Origin of the sequence: Streptomyces sp. NPDC005438 (assembly GCF_040606315.1) — a bacterium.
In the GTDB taxonomy this organism is placed as follows: Bacteria; Actinomycetota; Actinomycetes; order Streptomycetales; family Streptomycetaceae; genus Streptomyces.
In genome coordinates this window covers 31394-48569 of the sequence record NZ_JBEXEP010000016.1, presented here as the reverse complement: position 1 = coordinate 48569, position 17176 = coordinate 31394, and the positions used below count along the sequence as shown (strand labels likewise).

Below are 17176 nucleotides of genomic sequence, written 5' to 3'. Positions count from 1 at the left end.
GTTCCCGATCGTACGAGGCCGCGCCCGATACGCGAACTCCGGGCGGAGGTTCAGCGCGGATCAGCGCAGAATCGCGACGCGCCAGATGGCCAGCGCCACCAGCGCGGTCACGACCAGGGCGTAGACCACGACCACCCGCCAGTCAGGGCGCTGCTCCGCCTCACGGCGGTTGAGGCCCGGCCAGCGCAGTCCGGCCCGGCTCGCGGCCATCAGACCCCAGCCGGCCGCGCACCCGCACAGCAGCAGACCGAGCATGGCCACCACGGCGCCGGAGCCACCGCCGGGCTCGAAGGCCAGGGGGAAGGCGAACATCAGGGAGCCCAGGGCCGCCAGTCCGACGATCGGCGCCAACTGCCACGGCCGCAGTCGGCGGGGCGGGCGCAGTTCGTGGGGTTCGACGGGGGTGTCCCCCGCCTCGGCGGGACCACCCTGAGGGGACACCGGAGAGGCGGACAGGGGGTCGCCGTCCTCCCGGTCCTCGGGGGGGTCGGTGGCCACGGAGTCGCCCAACCGCTGGGTGCTGCCTCGATGCTCGACCGCCGCCTCCTCGTTGTGTCGAGGGCTGGCCTCCATCGCCACATGCCCTCCTTAACTCCGGCTTAACGGCTCGAACGATGGTCGATGATGACATGCCAGATCGCCTCTGCCTCCGGGCCGGAGCGTCCCGATGCCATCACGTGATCAGGCTGTGACCGGTCGTTCGAGCAGGGCCTCGGCACGCGAGGCGAGTTCCGCTTGTCGGGGGGCCGTGGCGTCCAGCCAGTGGATGCGCGGATCCCGTCGGAACCAGGAACCCTGCCGCCTCGCGAACCGCTTGGTGGCGCGCACGGTTTCCGTCTTGGCCCGCTCCTCGTCGTAGGTTCCGCGCAGCTGCGCCAGCGCCTGTTGGTACCCCAGCGCCCGGGATGCCGTCAGCCCGTCCCGCAACCCCTGCCGCTCCAAGTCCCGCACCTCCTTGACCAAGCCCTGACTCCACATCCGCTCTACCCGTCGGGCGATGCGCTCATCCAGTTCGGCGCGCGGAACCTCGACCCCGATCTGGAGTGTCGGGTAAGCGGCCTCGTTGGCGGGGAGGTTGGCGGCGAAGGGGCGGCCGGTGAGCTGGATGACCTCCAGCGCGCGGACGATGCGCCGGCCGTTGCCCGGCAGGATGGAACGGGCCGCCTCCGGGTCGAGTTCGGCCAGCCGCTGGTGCAGGGCACCGGGGCCCAGCCGTTCCAGTTCCCCTTCCAACTCGGCGCGCAACTCGGGGTCGGTGCCGGGGAACTCCATCACGTCGATGACGGCCCGGATGTACAGCCCCGATCCGCCGACCAGGACCGGGGTACGCCCCTGGTCGAGCAGCCGGTCGATCTCCCGGCGGGCCAACCGCTGGTACTCCGCGACGCTGGCGGTCTCGGTCACCGGCCAGATGTCCAGCAGGTGGTGCGGCACTCCCCCGCGCTCCTCCGGCGTGAGCTTGGCGGTGCCGATGTCCATGCCCCGGTAGAGCTGCATGGAGTCGGCGTTGACGATCTCGCCGTCCAGCCGACGGGCGAGGGACACCGCCAAGTCGGACTTTCCGGCCGCGGTGGGCCCCACCACGGCGATGACCCGGGGCTTGGGAGATGGGCTTGTCACGCGGCCATTCTCGCAAACCCGGGTCCGGCCGATCCCACCCCGTCGGGTACGGAACGCGGTAGGGCGGGCGGACGAGTATGGTCGAGAGTGGAAACGGTCGTTATGCCACATAACGCCACACAGGGTGCGGGACTGAAGCTGCCCCACGACCGGGCACCGCCCGGGATCGCGACCGCGCCAGCCCCCACCCGCAAGCACCGTCGACAGGACGGTGGGCGGGCGCGCCCACCGGAGAAGGGTGACCACCGTGGGATTCATGGACAAGGTCAAGGAAATGCTCGGCCAGCACGGCGACAAGGCCAGCTCGGGAGTGGACAAGGCGGCCGGCACGGCCGACGAGAAGACCGGCGGGAAGCACCACGACACGATCCGTGGCGGGGCCGACAAAGCCAGGGAGGCAATGGACCGGCGTCCCCCCGGCGGCGAGAAGGGCGACGGGCACCACGGGCACCACGGTTCCTGAACTCCCCGGCGGACGGGGCCCGTTGAGGTCACGCCCCACACGGAAGGCTCAGGACAGTCGCCAGTCGGCCACCAGGTAGCCCACCCCGTACGGCGCCTCGTCGTGGCGCAACCGGCCCCGCAGCGGCGGGGCCTGACGGGCGGCGGCGGCCAACACCTGCCAGCCGGCCCGGCCCACACACCCCAGCTCGGCCGCCAGGTCCGGGCTCAGGGCCTCCAACTCGCCCAGGTCCACCGTAGCGAGGGCCTCGGCCACCCGGGCGTCGAAGTCGGCGGCCCGGTCGTCGAGGTAACCGGGCGCCTTGAGGCTGCGGCAGGAACTGCCGTCCCCCATCACCAACAGCCCCACCCGAGGCGCCTCGGGTGAGGGGTCGCCCCACTCCCGGCCCAGGGCGGCGCACCGTTCGGGCGTGAGCCCGGGGTCCAGGGCGTACCCCTGCGGGGGCGCACCGGACCAGCCGGCTTCCGACAGCAACCAGGCCCCCACGGACAGGGACGCGGGCAACGGCGCCGTCCGGCGGGGACTCTCCGACAGCGCCCCCAGGCGTACGTCGAGGTCCACCCCGAAGCCGGCGAAGGAACCCGTACTCCCCGTGGGGTACGGGCCGGGTTCCGACCCCCGCGCCGGGCCCACCACCCACAACTGGTCGGGCCGGGCCTCGGCCACGGTGCGCAGCGCGTCACGGCAGGCGCGCCGCAACTCGTCCAGTTCCCCGGCGGCGCCGGCCGCCACCTCGGGAACGAGCAGCGGAGGACAGGGGCAGACGGCGGCGGCGACGAGCATGGCCGGAACCCTAGTACGCCCGTCGTCGCACCCCGCGAACGGTGCCAGGACCACCTCGTGCCGTACGTCGGACCACCGGGGTCACGGACACCCCGACCGGCTCGACAGGGGGATGCCCCGACGCGGCTCCGCACCGAGCCCACGGGTCAGCCCACGCCCACCGTGGCCACCCATCACCAGAGGGGCGCGCGGCCCGTGGGCGGGACAACGCCGCTCAACAGGCCGTGCAGCCACCGGAGTTGGCCGGCAGCGGCTCGGGAACGCCCACCGTGGGCAGCCCCAGCATCACTCCGCCCCCGGCGTCGGCCTCCGGCTCGCTGTTACGGCGCTCCCAGGCGTCGCCGGCCCGGGTCCGCCGCACCCCGAGGGTGGGCCCCTCGGCCAGCAGGTGATGGGGAGCGGCGTAGCTGATCTCCACGGTCACGGTGTCCCCCGGGCGCACCGGCTCCTCGGGGCGCGTGAAGTGCACCAGCCGGTTGTCGGGGGCGCGGCCGGACAGGCGGCGGGTCGCGTCGTCCTTGCGCCCCTCGCCCTCGGCGACCAGCACCTCCAGGGTGCGGCCCACCTGCTTCTTGTTCTCCTCCCAGGAGATCTCCTCCTGGAGCGCGACCAGCCGTTCGTACCGCTCCTGCACCACCGCCTTGGGCAGTTGACCGTCCATCTCGGCGGCCGGGGTGCCGGGGCGCTTGGAGTACTGGAAGGTGAAGGCCTGGGCGAACCGCGCCTCCCGCACCACGTGCAGCGTCTCCTCGAAGTCCTCGTCGGTCTCCCCGGGGAACCCGACGATGATGTCGGTGGAGATCGCGGCGTGGGGCATGGCCGCGCGCACCTTCTCGATGATGCCGAGGAAGCGCTCCTGCCGGTAGGAACGGCGCATCGCCTTCAGCACGCGGGAGGACCCGGACTGCAACGGCATGTGGAGCTGGGGCATCACGTTGGGGGTCTCGGCCATGGCGGCGATCACGTCGTCGGTGAAGTCCCGGGGGTGCGGCGAGGTGAAGCGCACCCGCTCCAGTCCCTCCACCCGCCCGCAGGCGCGCAGCAGTTGGGAGAACGCCTGGCGGTCGCCGATGTCGGAGCCGTAGGCGTTGACGTTCTGTCCCAGCAGGGTGATCTCGATGACGCCCTCGGCCACCAGGGCCTCCACCTCGGCCAGGATGTCCCCCGGCCGACGGTCCTTCTCCTTGCCTCGCAGCGCGGGCACGATGCAGAAGGTGCAGGTGTTGTTGCAGCCCACCGAGATCGAGACCCAGGCCGCGTAGGCGCTCTCCCGGCGGGTGGGCAGGGTGGAGGGGAACGCCTCCAGGGACTCGGCGATCTCCACCTGGGCCTCCTGCTGGACCCGGGCCCGGTCCAGCAGCGCCGGCAGCTGGCCGATGTTGTGGGTGCCGAAGACCACGTCCACCCACGGAGCGCGCCGGACGATGGTGTCCCGGTCCTTCTGGGCCAGACAGCCGCCGACGGCGATCTGCATCCCAGGCCGGGAGGCCTTCTTGGGCGCGAGTTGGCCGAGGTTGCCGTACAGACGGTTGTCGGCGTTCTCCCGGACCGCGCAGGTGTTGAACACCACCACGTCGGCGGCCTCACCGTCCTTGGCGGCGCGGACGTATCCCGCGTCCTCCAGCAGCCCGGCGAGCCGCTCCGAGTCATGGACGTTCATCTGGCACCCATGGGTGCGGATCTCGTAGCTTCGATCAACGCCCATGGTCGTGTTGCGGTCGCTCGTGCTCATGGCACAAGGGTAGGCGGTGCCGGGGACACCTCCCGACCCGCTCACCCCCGCCACCGGAGGAGCCCTCGGGCGCCCAACCGGTCACCCGTCCCACCAGGACGGACTCCTGAGGACGGCCCCTCCGGGCCGGTCCTCGGGTACCGGTACCGGGCCTGACTTCCCCCTCCAGGACACGCCCTCAGGTACCGGGCCTGACCCCCACCTCCAGGACAGACCCCTCAGGTACCGGGCCTGACTTCCCCCTCCAGGACACGCCCTCAGGTTCCGGGCCTGTCCTGGGGGATACGCTCCAGCAGCCCGCGCAGATCGTCCGCATGCTCCTCCTCCTGCGCCAGCAGGTCCTCGATCAGCCGCCGGGTGGTGGGGTCGTCGTCCCCCAGCCACTGGGCGATCTCGGTGTACGAGGCGATGGCGATCCGTTCGGCGACCAGGTCCTCCTTGATCATCTCGACCAGGCTGTCACTGGCGTCGTACTCGGCGTGGGCCCGGGAGCTGAGGGTGTCCGGGTTGAAGTCCGGGTCCCCGCCCAACTGCGCGATGCGCTCGGCCAGTCGGTCGGCGTGCTCCTGCTCCTCCCGCGCGTGCTCCAGGAACTCGGCGGCCACCGGCTCGGAGTACATCCCGGAAGCCGTGTAGTAGTGGCGCTTGTAGCGCAGCACACAGACGATCTCGGTGGCGAGCGCCTCGTTCAGCACACGCAGTACCCGTTCGATGTCCGCGCCGTAGGCGCCGGTCACCGGGCCCTTGTCGATCTCCTGCCGGGCACGTTCGCGAATGGTCTGGATGTCGGTCAGAAACTCGGCCACGACCTGCTCCGTCCTCGATGACTTCGGTCGCCCTCAACCCCGGGGGAAGCAGCGCTCACCGCCTGCCCGGGCGAGGGGTGTTCGCCCGGTTTCCCGCGATCATGGAGCGGAAACGCGGCGGCCGGAGCGCGCTTGGGCGACCTCGGGAACGGCGCCCGGGGACGCCCGGAGTCGCCCGGAGTCACGGCCGGGGGGCGAGGGCCACCGTCATGCTGATGCGCTTGCCGCCCTCCGGCAGCAGCGCGATGGTCAGGTCACGGGCGAGCCGACAGATCAGCGGCCAGCCGCGTCCATGGACCTCGGTGGGCACCGCGCGGGTGGTGTCGGGCAGGTGGTGGCTGCGGTCCACGGCACACAGCCAGAGCCCCTCGGCCGTCCAGCGCGCGCGGAAGTCCACCAGCCCCCCGCCGTGCCGTACGGCGTTGGTGACCAGTTCCGAGGTGACCAGCAGGGCGTCGGCCACGAAGGTGGCGTGACGGTTCGCCCCGCCCTCCCGCAGGTGCTGGTCGATCAGGTGTCGCACCTGACGCCTGGCGTCCGAGGGGCCGGGCACGGCCACGGCCTCCCCGAGGACGTCGCCCTGTCGGCCGTCCTTCCGCACCTTGTCTTCGTCCACCGTCATCTCAGGGACCCGTGCCCCACATTCCGAGGGACATGCCTTCACGCTTCCCGCTCCAGGGGGACGTCCAGCGCCGCCTCGACGGTCGGCGCGGTGACGAAGAACGACAGCGACCCGGTGACCTCGAACAGCCGGTCCACCGTCTCGGAGAAGGTTCCGGCCAGCACCAGCGAACCGTTCCGGGCACGACGGACCCGCTGCGCGTCCAGCAACACGTGCAGGATCGTGGAGTCGGCGAAGTCCAGCCCGGACAGGTCGACGACGGTGCGCTCGGTCCCGTCCTCGCCCTCCCGGAGGAAGTCCGCCAGAAGAGGGCCGCTGTCGTAGTCGACGTCGCCCACCACCCGCACCACGGTGGCCCGTTGACCGCGCGCTCCGGTCAGGGTCCTGCGGGTGATCTCGGCTTCGTCTCTCATGGTCCCTTCCCCTGGTGGTGGCGCCCACGACGATCGTGGCTGACGCCGGTACGGGGCACGGCGGCCTCGTGGTGCCTGTCGACGGCGGAACGCCGTCCTGGCCACGAGGGCACCCTCACGGGAGGCGGGCCGCCCGAGCCTAACAGCCGGAGTTCCCCGCCATCCCGACGGCAACCCCACGACCAGGCACAACGGTCGACCAGCCGGCACGGCAACCGGGAACCGCGCGGGTACCGGAGGCCAACTCCGCTCCCTCGTCGGGGACTTGGGCCGCCCACGATGCACCGGGGTCGCGGCCTACCGAACCAGCGACTCCCGTCCGGCACGCAGGATGCCGGCGGCCCGGGGGAAGTCCCGGAGCCGCTCCGACAGCAGCGCGAGGGCGGGTGTCAGGGAGGCGGCCGGAACACCCCGGGCCTCCAGCACGCCCGCCGTCCACCGCAGGAAGTCCACGAACAGTCGGGCGTCGTCCACGTAGAGGCCGGCCGCGAGGAAGTCCAGGATGTGCGACAGGTCCTCGGCGGTGTGCTGGCGTTGCCGGGCGTCGTAGGCGGCCATCGCCGGGAAACGGGACTCCAGGTCGGCCATCACCTCGCTGACCAGCCGCGATCTGGTGGTACCGACCATCGTGTACTCCTGGTCGGCCAGGTGGGGCAGCCGGTCGACCAGGAACCCGCCCAGGGGTTTGTCCGGTACCCCGCGCTCCAGCACCTCGGCGGCGTCGCGGGCGTGCGAGGCCCAGGCGTTGGCCCCCAGTACCCGCGCGTACCGGCCGTCGGGGCCGAAGGCGGCGCCTCCGACCAGTACCGGCACCCCCACCGCCTGGCAGGCGGCGAGCGCGGCGTGGGCGGTCGGCAGCCTCGGGGCCAACGAGGAGGAGAGCGCCACCACCTGGGCCCCGGACCGGTGCAGGTGCTCCACCAGGTGGGGCGAGGGCACCTGGGCGCCCAGGAAGTCCACCGCCCAGCCGCGCAACCTGAGCACCTCCGACAGCAGCCGGGCGGGCAGGGCGTGCCACTCACCGTCCACACAGGCCACGGTGACCCTCGTGGCGCCGGCCCGCTCGGGGCGGCGGACCAGGGGGTGCCAGGCCATGGCCGCGATCGTCCGGTCGCAGATGGCCGTCGCGGCGTGCTCGGCGGCCACGCTCATCCGGTTGGCCGCCCACTCCGTACCCACCCGCCGTTGGACCGTCGCGATCACGTCCAGCAGCAGCGACTCGGGGTCGAGGCCCGCTTCCAGGGAGGCGAACACCGCGCCGACCGCGCCCGGTTCGTCCCTGCCGAGGACCGAGCCCCACAGGTCGTCGACCGTCCTGGCGGTGAGGTCGTCGGCCGGCCGGCCCTCCTCCAGCCTGGTCACCCTTCGCCCCACGGTGGGACGAAGGGGCCGTCGAAGGCGGGCGCGCCCACCGCCACCAGGGCCATGTCGTCCTTGCGCGCGTCGCCCACCCACTCGCTGGCCAGCATCTGTACGCGTTCGACCACCGCCTCCCCCGGGAGGCCGGCGCACTCGGCCAGGGCGTCCCTCAGGCGCCGCTCGCCGAACAGTTCGCCGCCGAAGGGGCCGCCGCGCGCCTCGGTGATCCCGTCGGTGTACAGCAGGCACACCTCTCCCGGAGCGACCACGGTCTCCACCGTGGTGGCGTCCACCGAGGGCATGACGCCGACCAGGTTGCCGCTGGTGGGCACCGTCTCCACCGACCCGTCACGCCGTACCACCAGCGGAGGCAGGTGTCCGGCGCTGGTCAGCCGCAGCCGCACGTCCGGGCCCCGGCGTACGGCGGAGGCCAGCACCAGGGTGGCGAACCGGGTGTGGCGGGTGGTGAGCAGCGCCCCGTTCAGCAGGTTGAGCACCCGGTCGTGGTCGCGCGCCATCGGAAGCAGGGCGTGCAGGGTGTTGCGGATCTTGCCGGTGAGGACGGCGGCCTCCAGTCCCTTGCCGCACACGTCGCCGAGCACCACCAGCGACTCCTCGTTCTCGTCCGCCCCCGGGTGGACGTCGTAGAAGTCGCCGCCGACCCGTTCGCTCACCCCCGAGGCGCGGTAGCCGCCGGCGAACTCGATGCCGTGGACCCGGTGCAGCCTGGGCGGCAGCAGCTCCCGCATCAGGGTCTGGGTGATGGCGGCCTGCTCGGTGTACATCCGGGCCGCCGACAGGGCGATGCCGGCGCGGGCGGCGAAGAGTTGGGCGAACAGCTCCTCGCCCTGGGTGAACGCCGTGTGGTCGGTACGGCGCAGCAGTACCAACGCGCCGGCGGGCACACCGTGACCGGGCAGCGGGGTGACCACCACCGAACCGAGCGGGCCCTCGAAGCCCGGGGGCAGCACCCACTCCGGCACGCTGGCCGGGTCGATCCAGCGGGAGGCCACGGGCGGGAAACCCCGCAGGGCCTCGGCGAGTCCGGGCATGGTCGCCGCCCGCGCCCGGCGTCGCACCCGGGAGACCTCGCCGTCAGGGGCGCAGCGGGTGAGGACCAGGTGGGCGGCGGGATCCCCCGCGACCACCACGGCGGCGTCGGCGAGGTGCTGGACCGCGTGGCGGGCGATGGTCTCCATGGAGCGGTTGACGTTGAGGGAGGACAACAGCTCGTCCGAGACCTCGGCCAGGAAGGCGATGCGGTCCCGCTCGTCGCCGAGGCTGCGGTCCGCCAGCTGGCGTTCGGTGTCGTCCAGCAACCACCAGACGAACTCGCCCTGTTCACCCGGTGTGGGGTGGGCCTCGTAGAGCCGCTCGCCGAGGGGACCCCGAGCGGCGGTCGCGGTGCCGGGGGCCTCGACCAGCTCCCGGTGGGCGTCGGTCAGCCACGGCGGGGCGAACCCCTCCAACCGTCGGCCGGGCGCCGCGTCCGGGAACAGCCGGCGGGCCATGGAGTTCAGTCGGGTCAGCGTGCCCGTACCGTCGGCGACGAGTACCGGACAGGGGGCCTGCTGCCAGGCGTCCCCGATACCCGGGGAGAGGAGGGAGCTTCCCTCGGCGGTGCCGTCGCTCAGCGGGCCCATCCGACCTCCTCGTCGTCCCGGGGCCCCGATCGGGGGCGGGCCACCGGCCACCGTGCGCCCGGCCGACCGGCACCGCCCCGAGGACCTCCGCGGGCGGGAGTACGAGGAGTGGGTTACTCCCCGGTCCTGACGGGCCACTGTGTCACACCGTGCGATGCGCCCCCATCAGCCACGTCCCGCCGTCCGCCCCCGCACAGGGCCCGGCAAAGGCCGGGCAGACGGCTCCCCCAGGGGGCGCGGGCCTGGCAGGATCGCCCCCTATGGTGAAGCTCCCGCTCCGACGCCCCTCCCGGCGGCAGCTCCTGCGCGCCGGCCTGGCCGTACTGGTGACCCTGGGCCTGCTGACCTGGTGGCTGGTGCCCGGCGGCAAGCAGGAGCCCCGGGGAAGCGTCGACCTGGCCACCGGGGTGAGCACCGGGGTGTACGCCCGGTACGGGAACCTGCTCAAGGAGTACCTGGCCGAGGAGCTTCCCAAGGTGGACGTGACGGTGCACTCCACCGAGGGCTCGGTGCAGAACATCCAGAAGGTGGTGAGCGGCGGCGCCGACTTCACCATCGCCGCCGCCGACGCGGTCAACGCCTACCAGACCTCGCACCCCGCCGAGGCCAGCCGTCTACGCGCCTGCGCCCGCCTGTACGACGACTACATGCAGCTGATCGTGCCCCAGGGCTCCTCGATCCGCAGCACCCGTGACCTGCGCGGACGGCGGATCGGCATGGGCCAGCCCCGGTCCGGGGTCAGCCTGATCGCCGAACGCCTGCTCAAGGCCGCCGGGTTGAGCGTGGCCCGCGACATCACACCGGTGCGGGCCGGCATCGACCAGATGCCGGACATGCTGCGCCGGGGGCAGATCGACGCGTTCTTCTGGTCCGGGGGGATGCCGACCGGAGCCATCGAGAAGCTCGCCCGACGGGAGCGGATCTCCCTGGTGCCCCTCGGGAACCTGCTGCCCGCCCTCCAGCGCCAGGGCCGCAGCGCGGACCAGTACCGCTCGGCGATGATCCCCAACGACGCCTATCCCCACATCGAGCAGGACAAGCCGGTGGAGACGGTGGCCGTGGCCAACCTGCTGATCACCACGGACCGGGCCGACGCCGCCCTCACCGAGGGGCTGACCCGCACCGTGATCAACAACCGTGACCACATAGGGCGTCAGGTGCACGCGGCGCAGCTGGTGGACCTGCGTACCGCGATCTACACCGACCCGCTGCGGCTGCACGCCGGAGCCGCCCGCTACTACCGCTCGGTCAAGTCCTGACGCCGATCCTGCGCCCGCCCGGGGACCGTGTCGCCGTGGGCCGGGGAGACCGGTGAACGCGCGCTGGTGCCGTACGCGGCGGGCCGGGGCACCAGGGACACCGCGCGGTACCGGCGACACCGGCGCGAGGAGGCCGCTCCCCAGGGCGACCCAGGGACTGGCGGGTGGCTCCCGGGAGATCGGTGAGCGCGTTCTGGTGTGGTGGGTCGCAGGCGGAGAAGGAGTACGACGCGGCCCGTCGGCGGCCCCGACCGCCATGGCGACAACGCGGGAGGACCCGGCCACGCGAGGTGACGCCGCACGCACCCCTCGCGGCGACCCGAACGACGCGCCCTAGTCGACGTTCGCCACCCGCACCCCCGGGGTGACCGTGCAGGGCTCGGGTTCGGTACGCGGCAGGGAGAGCGTCACCCGCAGTCCGGTCGGATCGTTGTGGCCGTACGACAGGTGCCCCCCGCCGGCCGCGAGCAGCGCACGGCAGATGGAGAGCCCCAGGCCCGAGCCCGGGATGTTCTGGTGACGGCCGCTGCGCCAGAAGCGGTCGCCGACCCGGCTCAGTTCCTCCTCGGCCAGTCCCGGGCCCTCGTCGGCGACGACCACCAGCACCCGGTCTCCGTCGACCTCGACGGCCACCGTCACCGCACCGCCGGTGGGCGTGAACTTGAGGGCGTTGTCCACCACCGCGTCCAGGGCGCTGGAGGCGGCGACCGGGTCGCCCCAGGCGGTGACCGCCCTGGGGCCGGTGTTGCACAGGGTGACGCCCTTCCGTTCGGCGACCGGGCGCCAGGACGTCACCCGCTCGTCGACCAGCCTTGCCACGTCCAGCAACTGGAGGTTGGCCGGGGCGTGTTCGGCCAGGGCCAGGTCCAGCAGGTCGTCCAGTACCTGGGCCAGCCGCCGTCCCTCGGCCTGGACCGCCGGGAACTCCTCGTTGCCCTCGGGCAGTTCCAGGCCCAGCAGTTCGATACGCAGCAGCAGGGCGGACAGGGGGTTGCGCAGCTGGTGCGAGGCGTCGGCCACGAAGGCCCGCTGCTGTTCCAGCACCTCCTCCACGTGGTCCGCCATCTCGTTGAAGGAGCGGGCCAGCCTGCGGAGTTCGGGCGGACCGCCGAGTCCGGCCACCCGGGACTGCATCTTGCCGGTGGCGATGTCGTGCGCCGCCCGGTCCAGGTTGCCCACCGGACGCAGCACCCAGCTGGTCAGCCGGAACGCGGCGACCACCGCCAGCAGCATCGCCAGTCCCTCGCCCAGGGCGATGGGCAGCCAGCCGTGCAGGATGCGGGACCGCAGCTGGCCCGTGGGCGAGTCGGTGAGGACGACGGCCACCACGTCCCCGTCCCGGATCACCGGGGAGGCGACCGCGATACGTCGGTCCTGCCAGGGCCACACCTGGTCGGGGTCGTGGCTGCGCCGGCCGGCGAGGGCCTCGGCGAAGGCGTCGGCCCCCTGCCCCTCGGGGATCCGCAGTCCCTCGGGGGCGGAGGCTATGGCCCGGCCGTCCCGGTAGAAGACGCCGGCCCGGATGCCGTACAGCTCGTGGTAGCGCTTCAACTCGTCCCGGAGGATGTCCAGTTTGAGTCGCTCGTCGGCTCGCTGCGAGGTGGAGGTGGGCCCGGTGGTGACGGACTGGGCGAGTGCGGAGAACCGCGCGGTGTCGTCGATCCGGTCCACCAGGACCCGCTGCTGCTCGGCCGCCGCGATGCTGGCCGCCAGGGGGAACCCCAGGGCGAGCAGCACCCCGGAGAGCAGGAAGATCAGCAGCGGGAGGAGGCGAGTACGCACGGGGTGACGGTAGCCGGATCAGTTCGCGGGCGGGACCAGGCGGTAGCCCACTCCCCGTACGGTCTGTATCAGGGCCGGCAGCCCCAGCTTGGAGCGGAGCGAGGCCACGTGCACCTCCAGGGTGCGGCCGGTGCCCTCCCAACTGGTGCGCCAGACCTCGCTGATGATCTGCTCCCGCCGGAAGACCACTCCCGGCCGCTGGGCGAGCAGGGCCAGCAGGTCGAACTCCTTGCGGGTCAGGGTGACCACGGCGTCCTGGACGGTGACCCGGCGGGTGGGCAGCTCGATGGTCAACGAGCCCAGCTCCAGCGCCCCCTCGGGCTGCTGGTCCTCCGCCGCGACCGCCTCCTCGGCCTGGCTGCGCCGGCTGACGGCGTGGATCCGGGCCAGCAGTTCCCCGGTGTCGTACGGCTTGACCACGTAGTCGTCAGCCCCGAGGTTGAGCCCGTGGATGCGGGAGCGCACGTCCGCCCGGGCGGTGACCATGATCACCGGTGTGGCGGTGAGTTTGCGGATACGGCCGCAGACCTCGAAGCCGTCCTGGTCCGGCAGGCCCAGGTCGAGCAGCACCACGTCGAAGGGGCCGCTCCCGCCGTCGGGCAGCAGACGGGCGAGGGTCTCCTCGCCGTTGCGGGTATGCACGACCTCGAAGCCGTGGCGGCCGAGCACCGCGCTCAGCGCGGAGGCGACCCGCTCGTCGTCCTCGACCAGTAGCAGTCTCACCCGCCGGCCTCTCTTCCTTGACGACCGATGGCTCGTGGGGCTTGCACACCGAATCATCACCGACACGTCAACAACCGGCGGTGTCGGTGCGCCTACCGTTATCCGAACGGCATCGAAGTTCAGGTGAGCTTGACCACGGGGCGCCACGACCTCGCACTCCGTGTAGTCGAATGCGGCCAGATCGTTATGCTCAATTTCCCCTCAGAAGTAATGACGCTGGTGGCGGGCTGTTAATAAGGTCCTCGGAACCGACGAGGACGGAGCGAGACGCCGATGAGCGAAGTATCGGTGACCAAGGACACCGCTGGCGGGACGGAGGACCTGGTCGTACTGGACAACGTCAACAAGCACTTCGGCTCGTTGCACGTCCTCCAGGACATCGACCTGACCATCGCTCGCGGCGAGGTCGTCGTCGTGATCGGACCCTCCGGCTCAGGGAAGTCAACCCTGTGCCGCACCATCAACCGCCTGGAGACGGTTGACTCCGGTCACATCTCCATCGACGGCAAGCCCCTGCCCCAGGAAGGCAAGGAACTGGCCAAGCTGCGCGCCGACGTCGGCATGGTCTTCCAGTCCTTCAACCTCTTCGCGCACAAGACCGTGCTGGAGAACGTGCTGCTGGGGCAGTTGAAGGTCCGCAAGAGGCCCAAGGCCCAGGCGACCGAGCGGGCCCGGGAACTGCTGGACCGGGTGGGAGTGGGCAACCAGGCCGACAAGTACCCCGCGCAGTTGTCCGGCGGTCAGCAACAGCGGGTCGCCATCGCCAGGGCCCTGGCGATGGAGCCGAAGGTGATGCTCTTCGACGAGCCCACCTCGGCGCTCGACCCGGAGATGATCAACGAGGTCCTGGAGGTCATGCAGCAGTTGGCCCGTGAGGGCATGACGATGGTCGTGGTCACCCACGAGATGGGTTTCGCGCGCTCGGCCGCGAACCGTGTGGTCTTCATGGCTGACGGACGGATCGTGGAGCAGGCGACGCCGGACCAGTTCTTCAGCAACCCGCGAAGTGAAAGGGCGAAGGACTTCCTGTCCAAGATCCTGCACCATTGACGCCGGCTCGCCGGGCTTGTGCTCCCGGTGAGGTCACGACGCCCGACGTCGCCACCGACGTCACCTCGACGTCACAGACGACGCGAACACGAAAAAAGCAAAGGGATGTAACACCATGAACCTCCGTAAGACCGCCGCGGTGACGGCCGTCGTTCTGAGCCTCGCCGCCACCGCGGCCTGTGGTGGCAAGTCGGGCTCGGCCGGCGACAACGAGGACACCGACGAGTCGAAGCTTCCGACCTACAAGGTCGCCAAGGACGTCGACGTCGACTCCCCGACCCTCAAGGCCGCCCAGAAGCGCGGCAAGCTGATCATCGGCGCCAAGTCCGACCAGCCCTACCTGGGCATCAAGGACGCCGACGGCAAGTACACCGGCTTCGACATCGAGATCGCCAAGATGGTCGCCGCCGACCTCGGCTTCTCCGAGAAGCAGATCCAGTTCAAGACCATCGACTCCTCGATCCGGGAAACCGCGATCAGCAAGGGTCAGGTGGACCTGATGGTCGGCACCTACACCATCAACGACGAGCGCAAGAAGCAGGTCAGCTTCGCGGGCCCGTACTACATGGCCGGCCAGGACCTGCTGGTGCGCCAGGACGACGACTCCATCAAGGGTCCCGACAGCATCAAGGGCAAGAAGGTCTGCTCCATCCAGGGTTCCACCCCGTTGCAGAACCTCAAGGACAACAAGGCCAAGTACGGCGCCACGACCTCCGAGTTCGGCAAGTACTCGGACTGCGTGAAGCAGGTCATCGACGGCCAGGTGGACGCCATGACCACCGATGACGCGATCCTCAAGGGCTACGCCGCCCAGCGGCCCAAGAAGCTGAAGGTGGTCGGCAAGACCTTCAGCGAGGAGCCCTACGGCATCGGCATGAAGAAGAACGACAAGGCCCTGCGGGACGCCGTCAGCGACGCCATCGAGGCGCACCAGAAGAACGGCGACTACAAGAAGGTCTACGAGGAGACCCTGGGCAAGTCCGGCTCCGACTACACCAAGCCGCCGGCCCTGGAGCGTTACTGATCACCACCGGGTGAGGCCGGCCCCCGGCTCGGCCCACCCACCGCCCGCGCCCCGTACGCCCGCTCGCGGGTGGGCGTACGGGGCGCGGTCTTCCCTGACCGCCCCGCGTAGGCACTGTGCAGCGGCTTTCGGGACAAGTCCGTGACTCCCAGCCGAAGTTCACGCTGAACCGCGTACGCACCACGAGGTACCTCCTCATGAATGTGTTGCTTGATCACTTCGACCTGTTCCGCGAGGGATTCGTCAAGACGGTCTCCCTGACCGGTGCCAGCGCACTGCTCGCGCTGGTGCTGGGCCTGATCATCGCCGGTTTCCGGGTCTCCCCCGTACCCCCCCTACGCTGGTTCGGCACCGCCTGGGTGAACGTACTGCGGAACACGCCGCTGACCGTGGTGTTCATGGTGGCCGTGTTCGTACTGCCCCAGATCCTCTTCCCCGACTGGAACTACTTCGTCCTGGCCACCCTGGCGCTGGGCTGCTACACCTCCTCGTTCGTGTGCGAGGCGGTCCGCTCCGGCATCAGCACCGTTCCGGTGGGCCAGGCCGAGGCGGCCCGCAGCATCGGCATGACCTTCTTCCAGACGCTGCGGATCATCGTGCTGCCCCAGGCGACCCGTACCGTGCTGCCCCCGCTGAGCAGCATCCTGATCGCGCTCACCAAGAACTCCGCCATCGCCGGCGCGTTCAACAACCCCGAGCTGTTCAGCGTGCAGAAGACCCTCAGCGACAAGGGCTTCAACGTCATGGTGATCTTCATCTGGGTGGCCCTCGGCTACCTGATCATCACCTTCTTCATCAGTGGCGTCTTCCGGCTGCTGGAGCGCCAGATGGAGGTGGCCCGATGAGTTCCGTCCTCTACGACGCCCCGGGCCCCCGCGCCAGGGCACGCAACCTGATCCTCAGTGTGGTCGGGTCGCTGTTCGTGGCCGGGCTGGTGGCCTTCGCGGTCTACCGGCTGGCGGACAAGGGCCAGTTCGCCCCGGAGATGTGGGACATCTTCAACTACTCCAACGTGCGGAGCACCATCGCCGAGGGCATCGTCAGCACCCTCAAGGCCTTCGTGCTGGCGGCGGTGCTGTCCCTGTTGCTGGGTGTCCTGCTCGCCGTGGCCAGGCTCTCCGACCACAAGCCGCTGAGCTGGCTGGCCACCGTCTTCATCGAGCTGTTCCGCTCACTCCCCCTGCTGATCACCATCTACGTGCTGTGGGTGGGGGTGTTCTCCAAGGACCCGCTGTGGGCCGTGGTGTTCGGCCTGACGATCTACAACGGCTGTGTGCAGGCCGAGGTGCTGCGCGCCGGCATCCTGGCCGTGCCGAAGGGCCAGTCGGAAGCGGCCTACGCCCTGGGCATGAGCAAGACCCAGGTCATGGTGACGGTGCTGATCCCCCAGGCGGTCCGCTCCATGCTGCCGACCATCATCAGCCAGCTGGTGGTGACCCTGAAGGACACCTCGCTGGGCTTCATCGTCACCTACGAGGAGCTGCTGTACGCGGCCCGACAGATCGCCAGCACCACGGTCGTCAACGGCGAGGACCCCTACGTCCCCGTGGTGATCGTCCTCGGCAGCCTCTACATCGCCCTGTGCATGTTGCTGTCCGCGTTCGCCACCTGGATCGAGAAGCGCGGCCGTCGCGCCAAGTCCGGGATCGCGGTGGCCCCGGCCGAGGCGATGGACGACCCGCTGGAGGCGGAACAGATCCGCAAGGCCGACGGCTGAGAAGGCGACGGACCCACACCGGGTGAGCACGCCAGAGGGGCGGTGGAGCATCAGGCTCCGCCGCCCCTCACTTGACGCCCGCACATGCAGTCGGTTGCATACCGTTGTGATCGCTCATCCGCCCGGCAGCCCGCCAACTCCCGCCCCCCACACGGCCGCTGAACGCGGGAGGGCGGGCGA

General features: G+C 71.0%; 17 protein-coding genes. 6 read left to right on the top strand and 11 right to left on the bottom strand.

The window, feature by feature from the left end; all coding sequences use genetic code 11:
- Window positions 1-60: 60 nt before the first annotated feature.
- Together ABZT14_RS24745 and miaA are read right to left on the bottom strand one after the other, a co-directional pair.
- On the bottom strand, window positions 61-573 hold the full coding sequence (locus ABZT14_RS24745; RefSeq protein WP_356306456.1) for a hypothetical protein: 513 nt from the start codon (window positions 571-573) through the stop codon (window positions 61-63).
- 108 nt (window positions 574-681) lie between these two features.
- Window positions 682-1620 carry a tRNA (adenosine(37)-N6)-dimethylallyltransferase MiaA gene (gene miaA / locus ABZT14_RS24740; RefSeq protein ID WP_356306454.1) on the bottom strand — a complete coding sequence of 313 codons (939 nt, stop codon included), beginning with the start codon at window positions 1618-1620 and terminating at the stop codon, window positions 682-684.
- A 256-nt stretch (window positions 1621-1876) separates the two neighbouring features.
- Between miaA and ABZT14_RS24735 the strand changes: the two genes are divergently transcribed.
- Window positions 1877-2083 carry an antitoxin gene (locus ABZT14_RS24735; protein ID WP_356306452.1) on the top strand — a complete coding sequence of 69 codons (207 nt, stop codon included), beginning with the start codon at window positions 1877-1879 and terminating at the stop codon, window positions 2081-2083.
- Between the two features lie 48 nt (window positions 2084-2131).
- Here the strand turns inward: ABZT14_RS24735 and ABZT14_RS24730 are convergent, their stop codons facing one another.
- The 7 genes from ABZT14_RS24730 to ABZT14_RS24700 form a co-directional block, all read right to left on the bottom strand.
- Entirely contained in the window at window positions 2132-2866 is a 735-nt protein-coding gene (locus ABZT14_RS24730) for a class III extradiol dioxygenase subunit B-like domain-containing protein (protein WP_356306450.1), read from the bottom strand.
- A 214-nt stretch (window positions 2867-3080) separates the two neighbouring features.
- Window positions 3081-4598, bottom strand: coding sequence for a tRNA (N6-isopentenyl adenosine(37)-C2)-methylthiotransferase MiaB (gene miaB / locus ABZT14_RS24725; RefSeq protein ID WP_356306448.1), 1518 nt, complete (start codon window positions 4596-4598; stop codon window positions 3081-3083).
- 257 nt (window positions 4599-4855) lie between these two features.
- Window positions 4856-5404, bottom strand: a complete 549-nt coding sequence (locus tag ABZT14_RS24720) for a DUF892 family protein (protein WP_356306446.1) — start codon at window positions 5402-5404, stop codon at window positions 4856-4858.
- Window positions 5405-5585: 181 nt separating this feature from the next.
- Window positions 5586-6026, bottom strand: coding sequence for an ATP-binding protein (locus tag ABZT14_RS24715; protein WP_356306444.1), 441 nt, complete (start codon window positions 6024-6026; stop codon window positions 5586-5588).
- A 38-nt stretch (window positions 6027-6064) separates the two neighbouring features.
- The gene (locus ABZT14_RS24710) at window positions 6065-6439 is read right to left on the bottom strand and encodes an STAS domain-containing protein (RefSeq protein WP_356306442.1); all 375 of its coding nucleotides are present in this window, start codon (window positions 6437-6439) and stop codon (window positions 6065-6067) included.
- A gap of 297 nt (window positions 6440-6736) precedes the next feature.
- Window positions 6737-7792 (bottom strand): cobalamin-dependent protein, encoded by a 1056-nt coding sequence (locus tag ABZT14_RS24705; RefSeq protein ID WP_356306547.1) that lies wholly within the window; start codon window positions 7790-7792, stop codon window positions 6737-6739.
- Between the two features lie 5 nt (window positions 7793-7797).
- Window positions 7798-9441, bottom strand: a complete 1644-nt coding sequence (locus ABZT14_RS24700) for a GAF domain-containing SpoIIE family protein phosphatase (RefSeq protein WP_356306439.1) — start codon at window positions 9439-9441, stop codon at window positions 7798-7800.
- A gap of 260 nt (window positions 9442-9701) precedes the next feature.
- Between ABZT14_RS24700 and ABZT14_RS24695 the strand changes: the two genes are divergently transcribed.
- Window positions 9702-10700 carry a TAXI family TRAP transporter solute-binding subunit gene (locus ABZT14_RS24695; protein WP_356306437.1) on the top strand — a complete coding sequence of 333 codons (999 nt, stop codon included), beginning with the start codon at window positions 9702-9704 and terminating at the stop codon, window positions 10698-10700.
- Between the two features lie 333 nt (window positions 10701-11033).
- Here ABZT14_RS24695 and ABZT14_RS24690 read toward each other — a convergent pair whose 3' ends face one another.
- On the bottom strand, window positions 11034-12482 hold the full coding sequence (locus tag ABZT14_RS24690; protein ID WP_356306435.1) for a HAMP domain-containing sensor histidine kinase: 1449 nt from the start codon (window positions 12480-12482) through the stop codon (window positions 11034-11036).
- A gap of 18 nt (window positions 12483-12500) precedes the next feature.
- On the bottom strand, window positions 12501-13205 hold the full coding sequence (locus ABZT14_RS24685; RefSeq protein WP_356306433.1) for a response regulator transcription factor: 705 nt from the start codon (window positions 13203-13205) through the stop codon (window positions 12501-12503).
- A 273-nt stretch (window positions 13206-13478) separates the two neighbouring features.
- On the opposite strand from ABZT14_RS24685, the gene ABZT14_RS24680 reads away from it, so the two are divergent.
- The 4 genes from ABZT14_RS24680 to ABZT14_RS24665 all read left to right on the top strand — a co-directional run bounded on the left by ABZT14_RS24680 (window position 13479) and on the right by ABZT14_RS24665 (window position 16996).
- Window positions 13479-14255, top strand: a complete 777-nt coding sequence (locus ABZT14_RS24680) for an amino acid ABC transporter ATP-binding protein (protein WP_356306431.1) — start codon at window positions 13479-13481, stop codon at window positions 14253-14255.
- Window positions 14256-14370: 115 nt separating this feature from the next.
- A complete protein-coding gene (locus ABZT14_RS24675) occupies window positions 14371-15279 on the top strand; it encodes a glutamate ABC transporter substrate-binding protein (RefSeq protein WP_356306429.1) in 909 nt (302 codons plus the stop codon).
- Between the two features lie 197 nt (window positions 15280-15476).
- The gene (locus ABZT14_RS24670; protein WP_356306427.1) at window positions 15477-16124 is read left to right on the top strand and encodes an amino acid ABC transporter permease; all 648 of its coding nucleotides are present in this window, start codon (window positions 15477-15479) and stop codon (window positions 16122-16124) included.
- Window positions 16121-16996 carry an amino acid ABC transporter permease gene (locus ABZT14_RS24665; protein WP_356306425.1) on the top strand — a complete coding sequence of 292 codons (876 nt, stop codon included), beginning with the start codon at window positions 16121-16123 and terminating at the stop codon, window positions 16994-16996. Before ABZT14_RS24670 ends, ABZT14_RS24665 begins: the two co-directional genes overlap by 4 nt.
- Window positions 16997-17176: the final 180 nt, after the last annotated feature.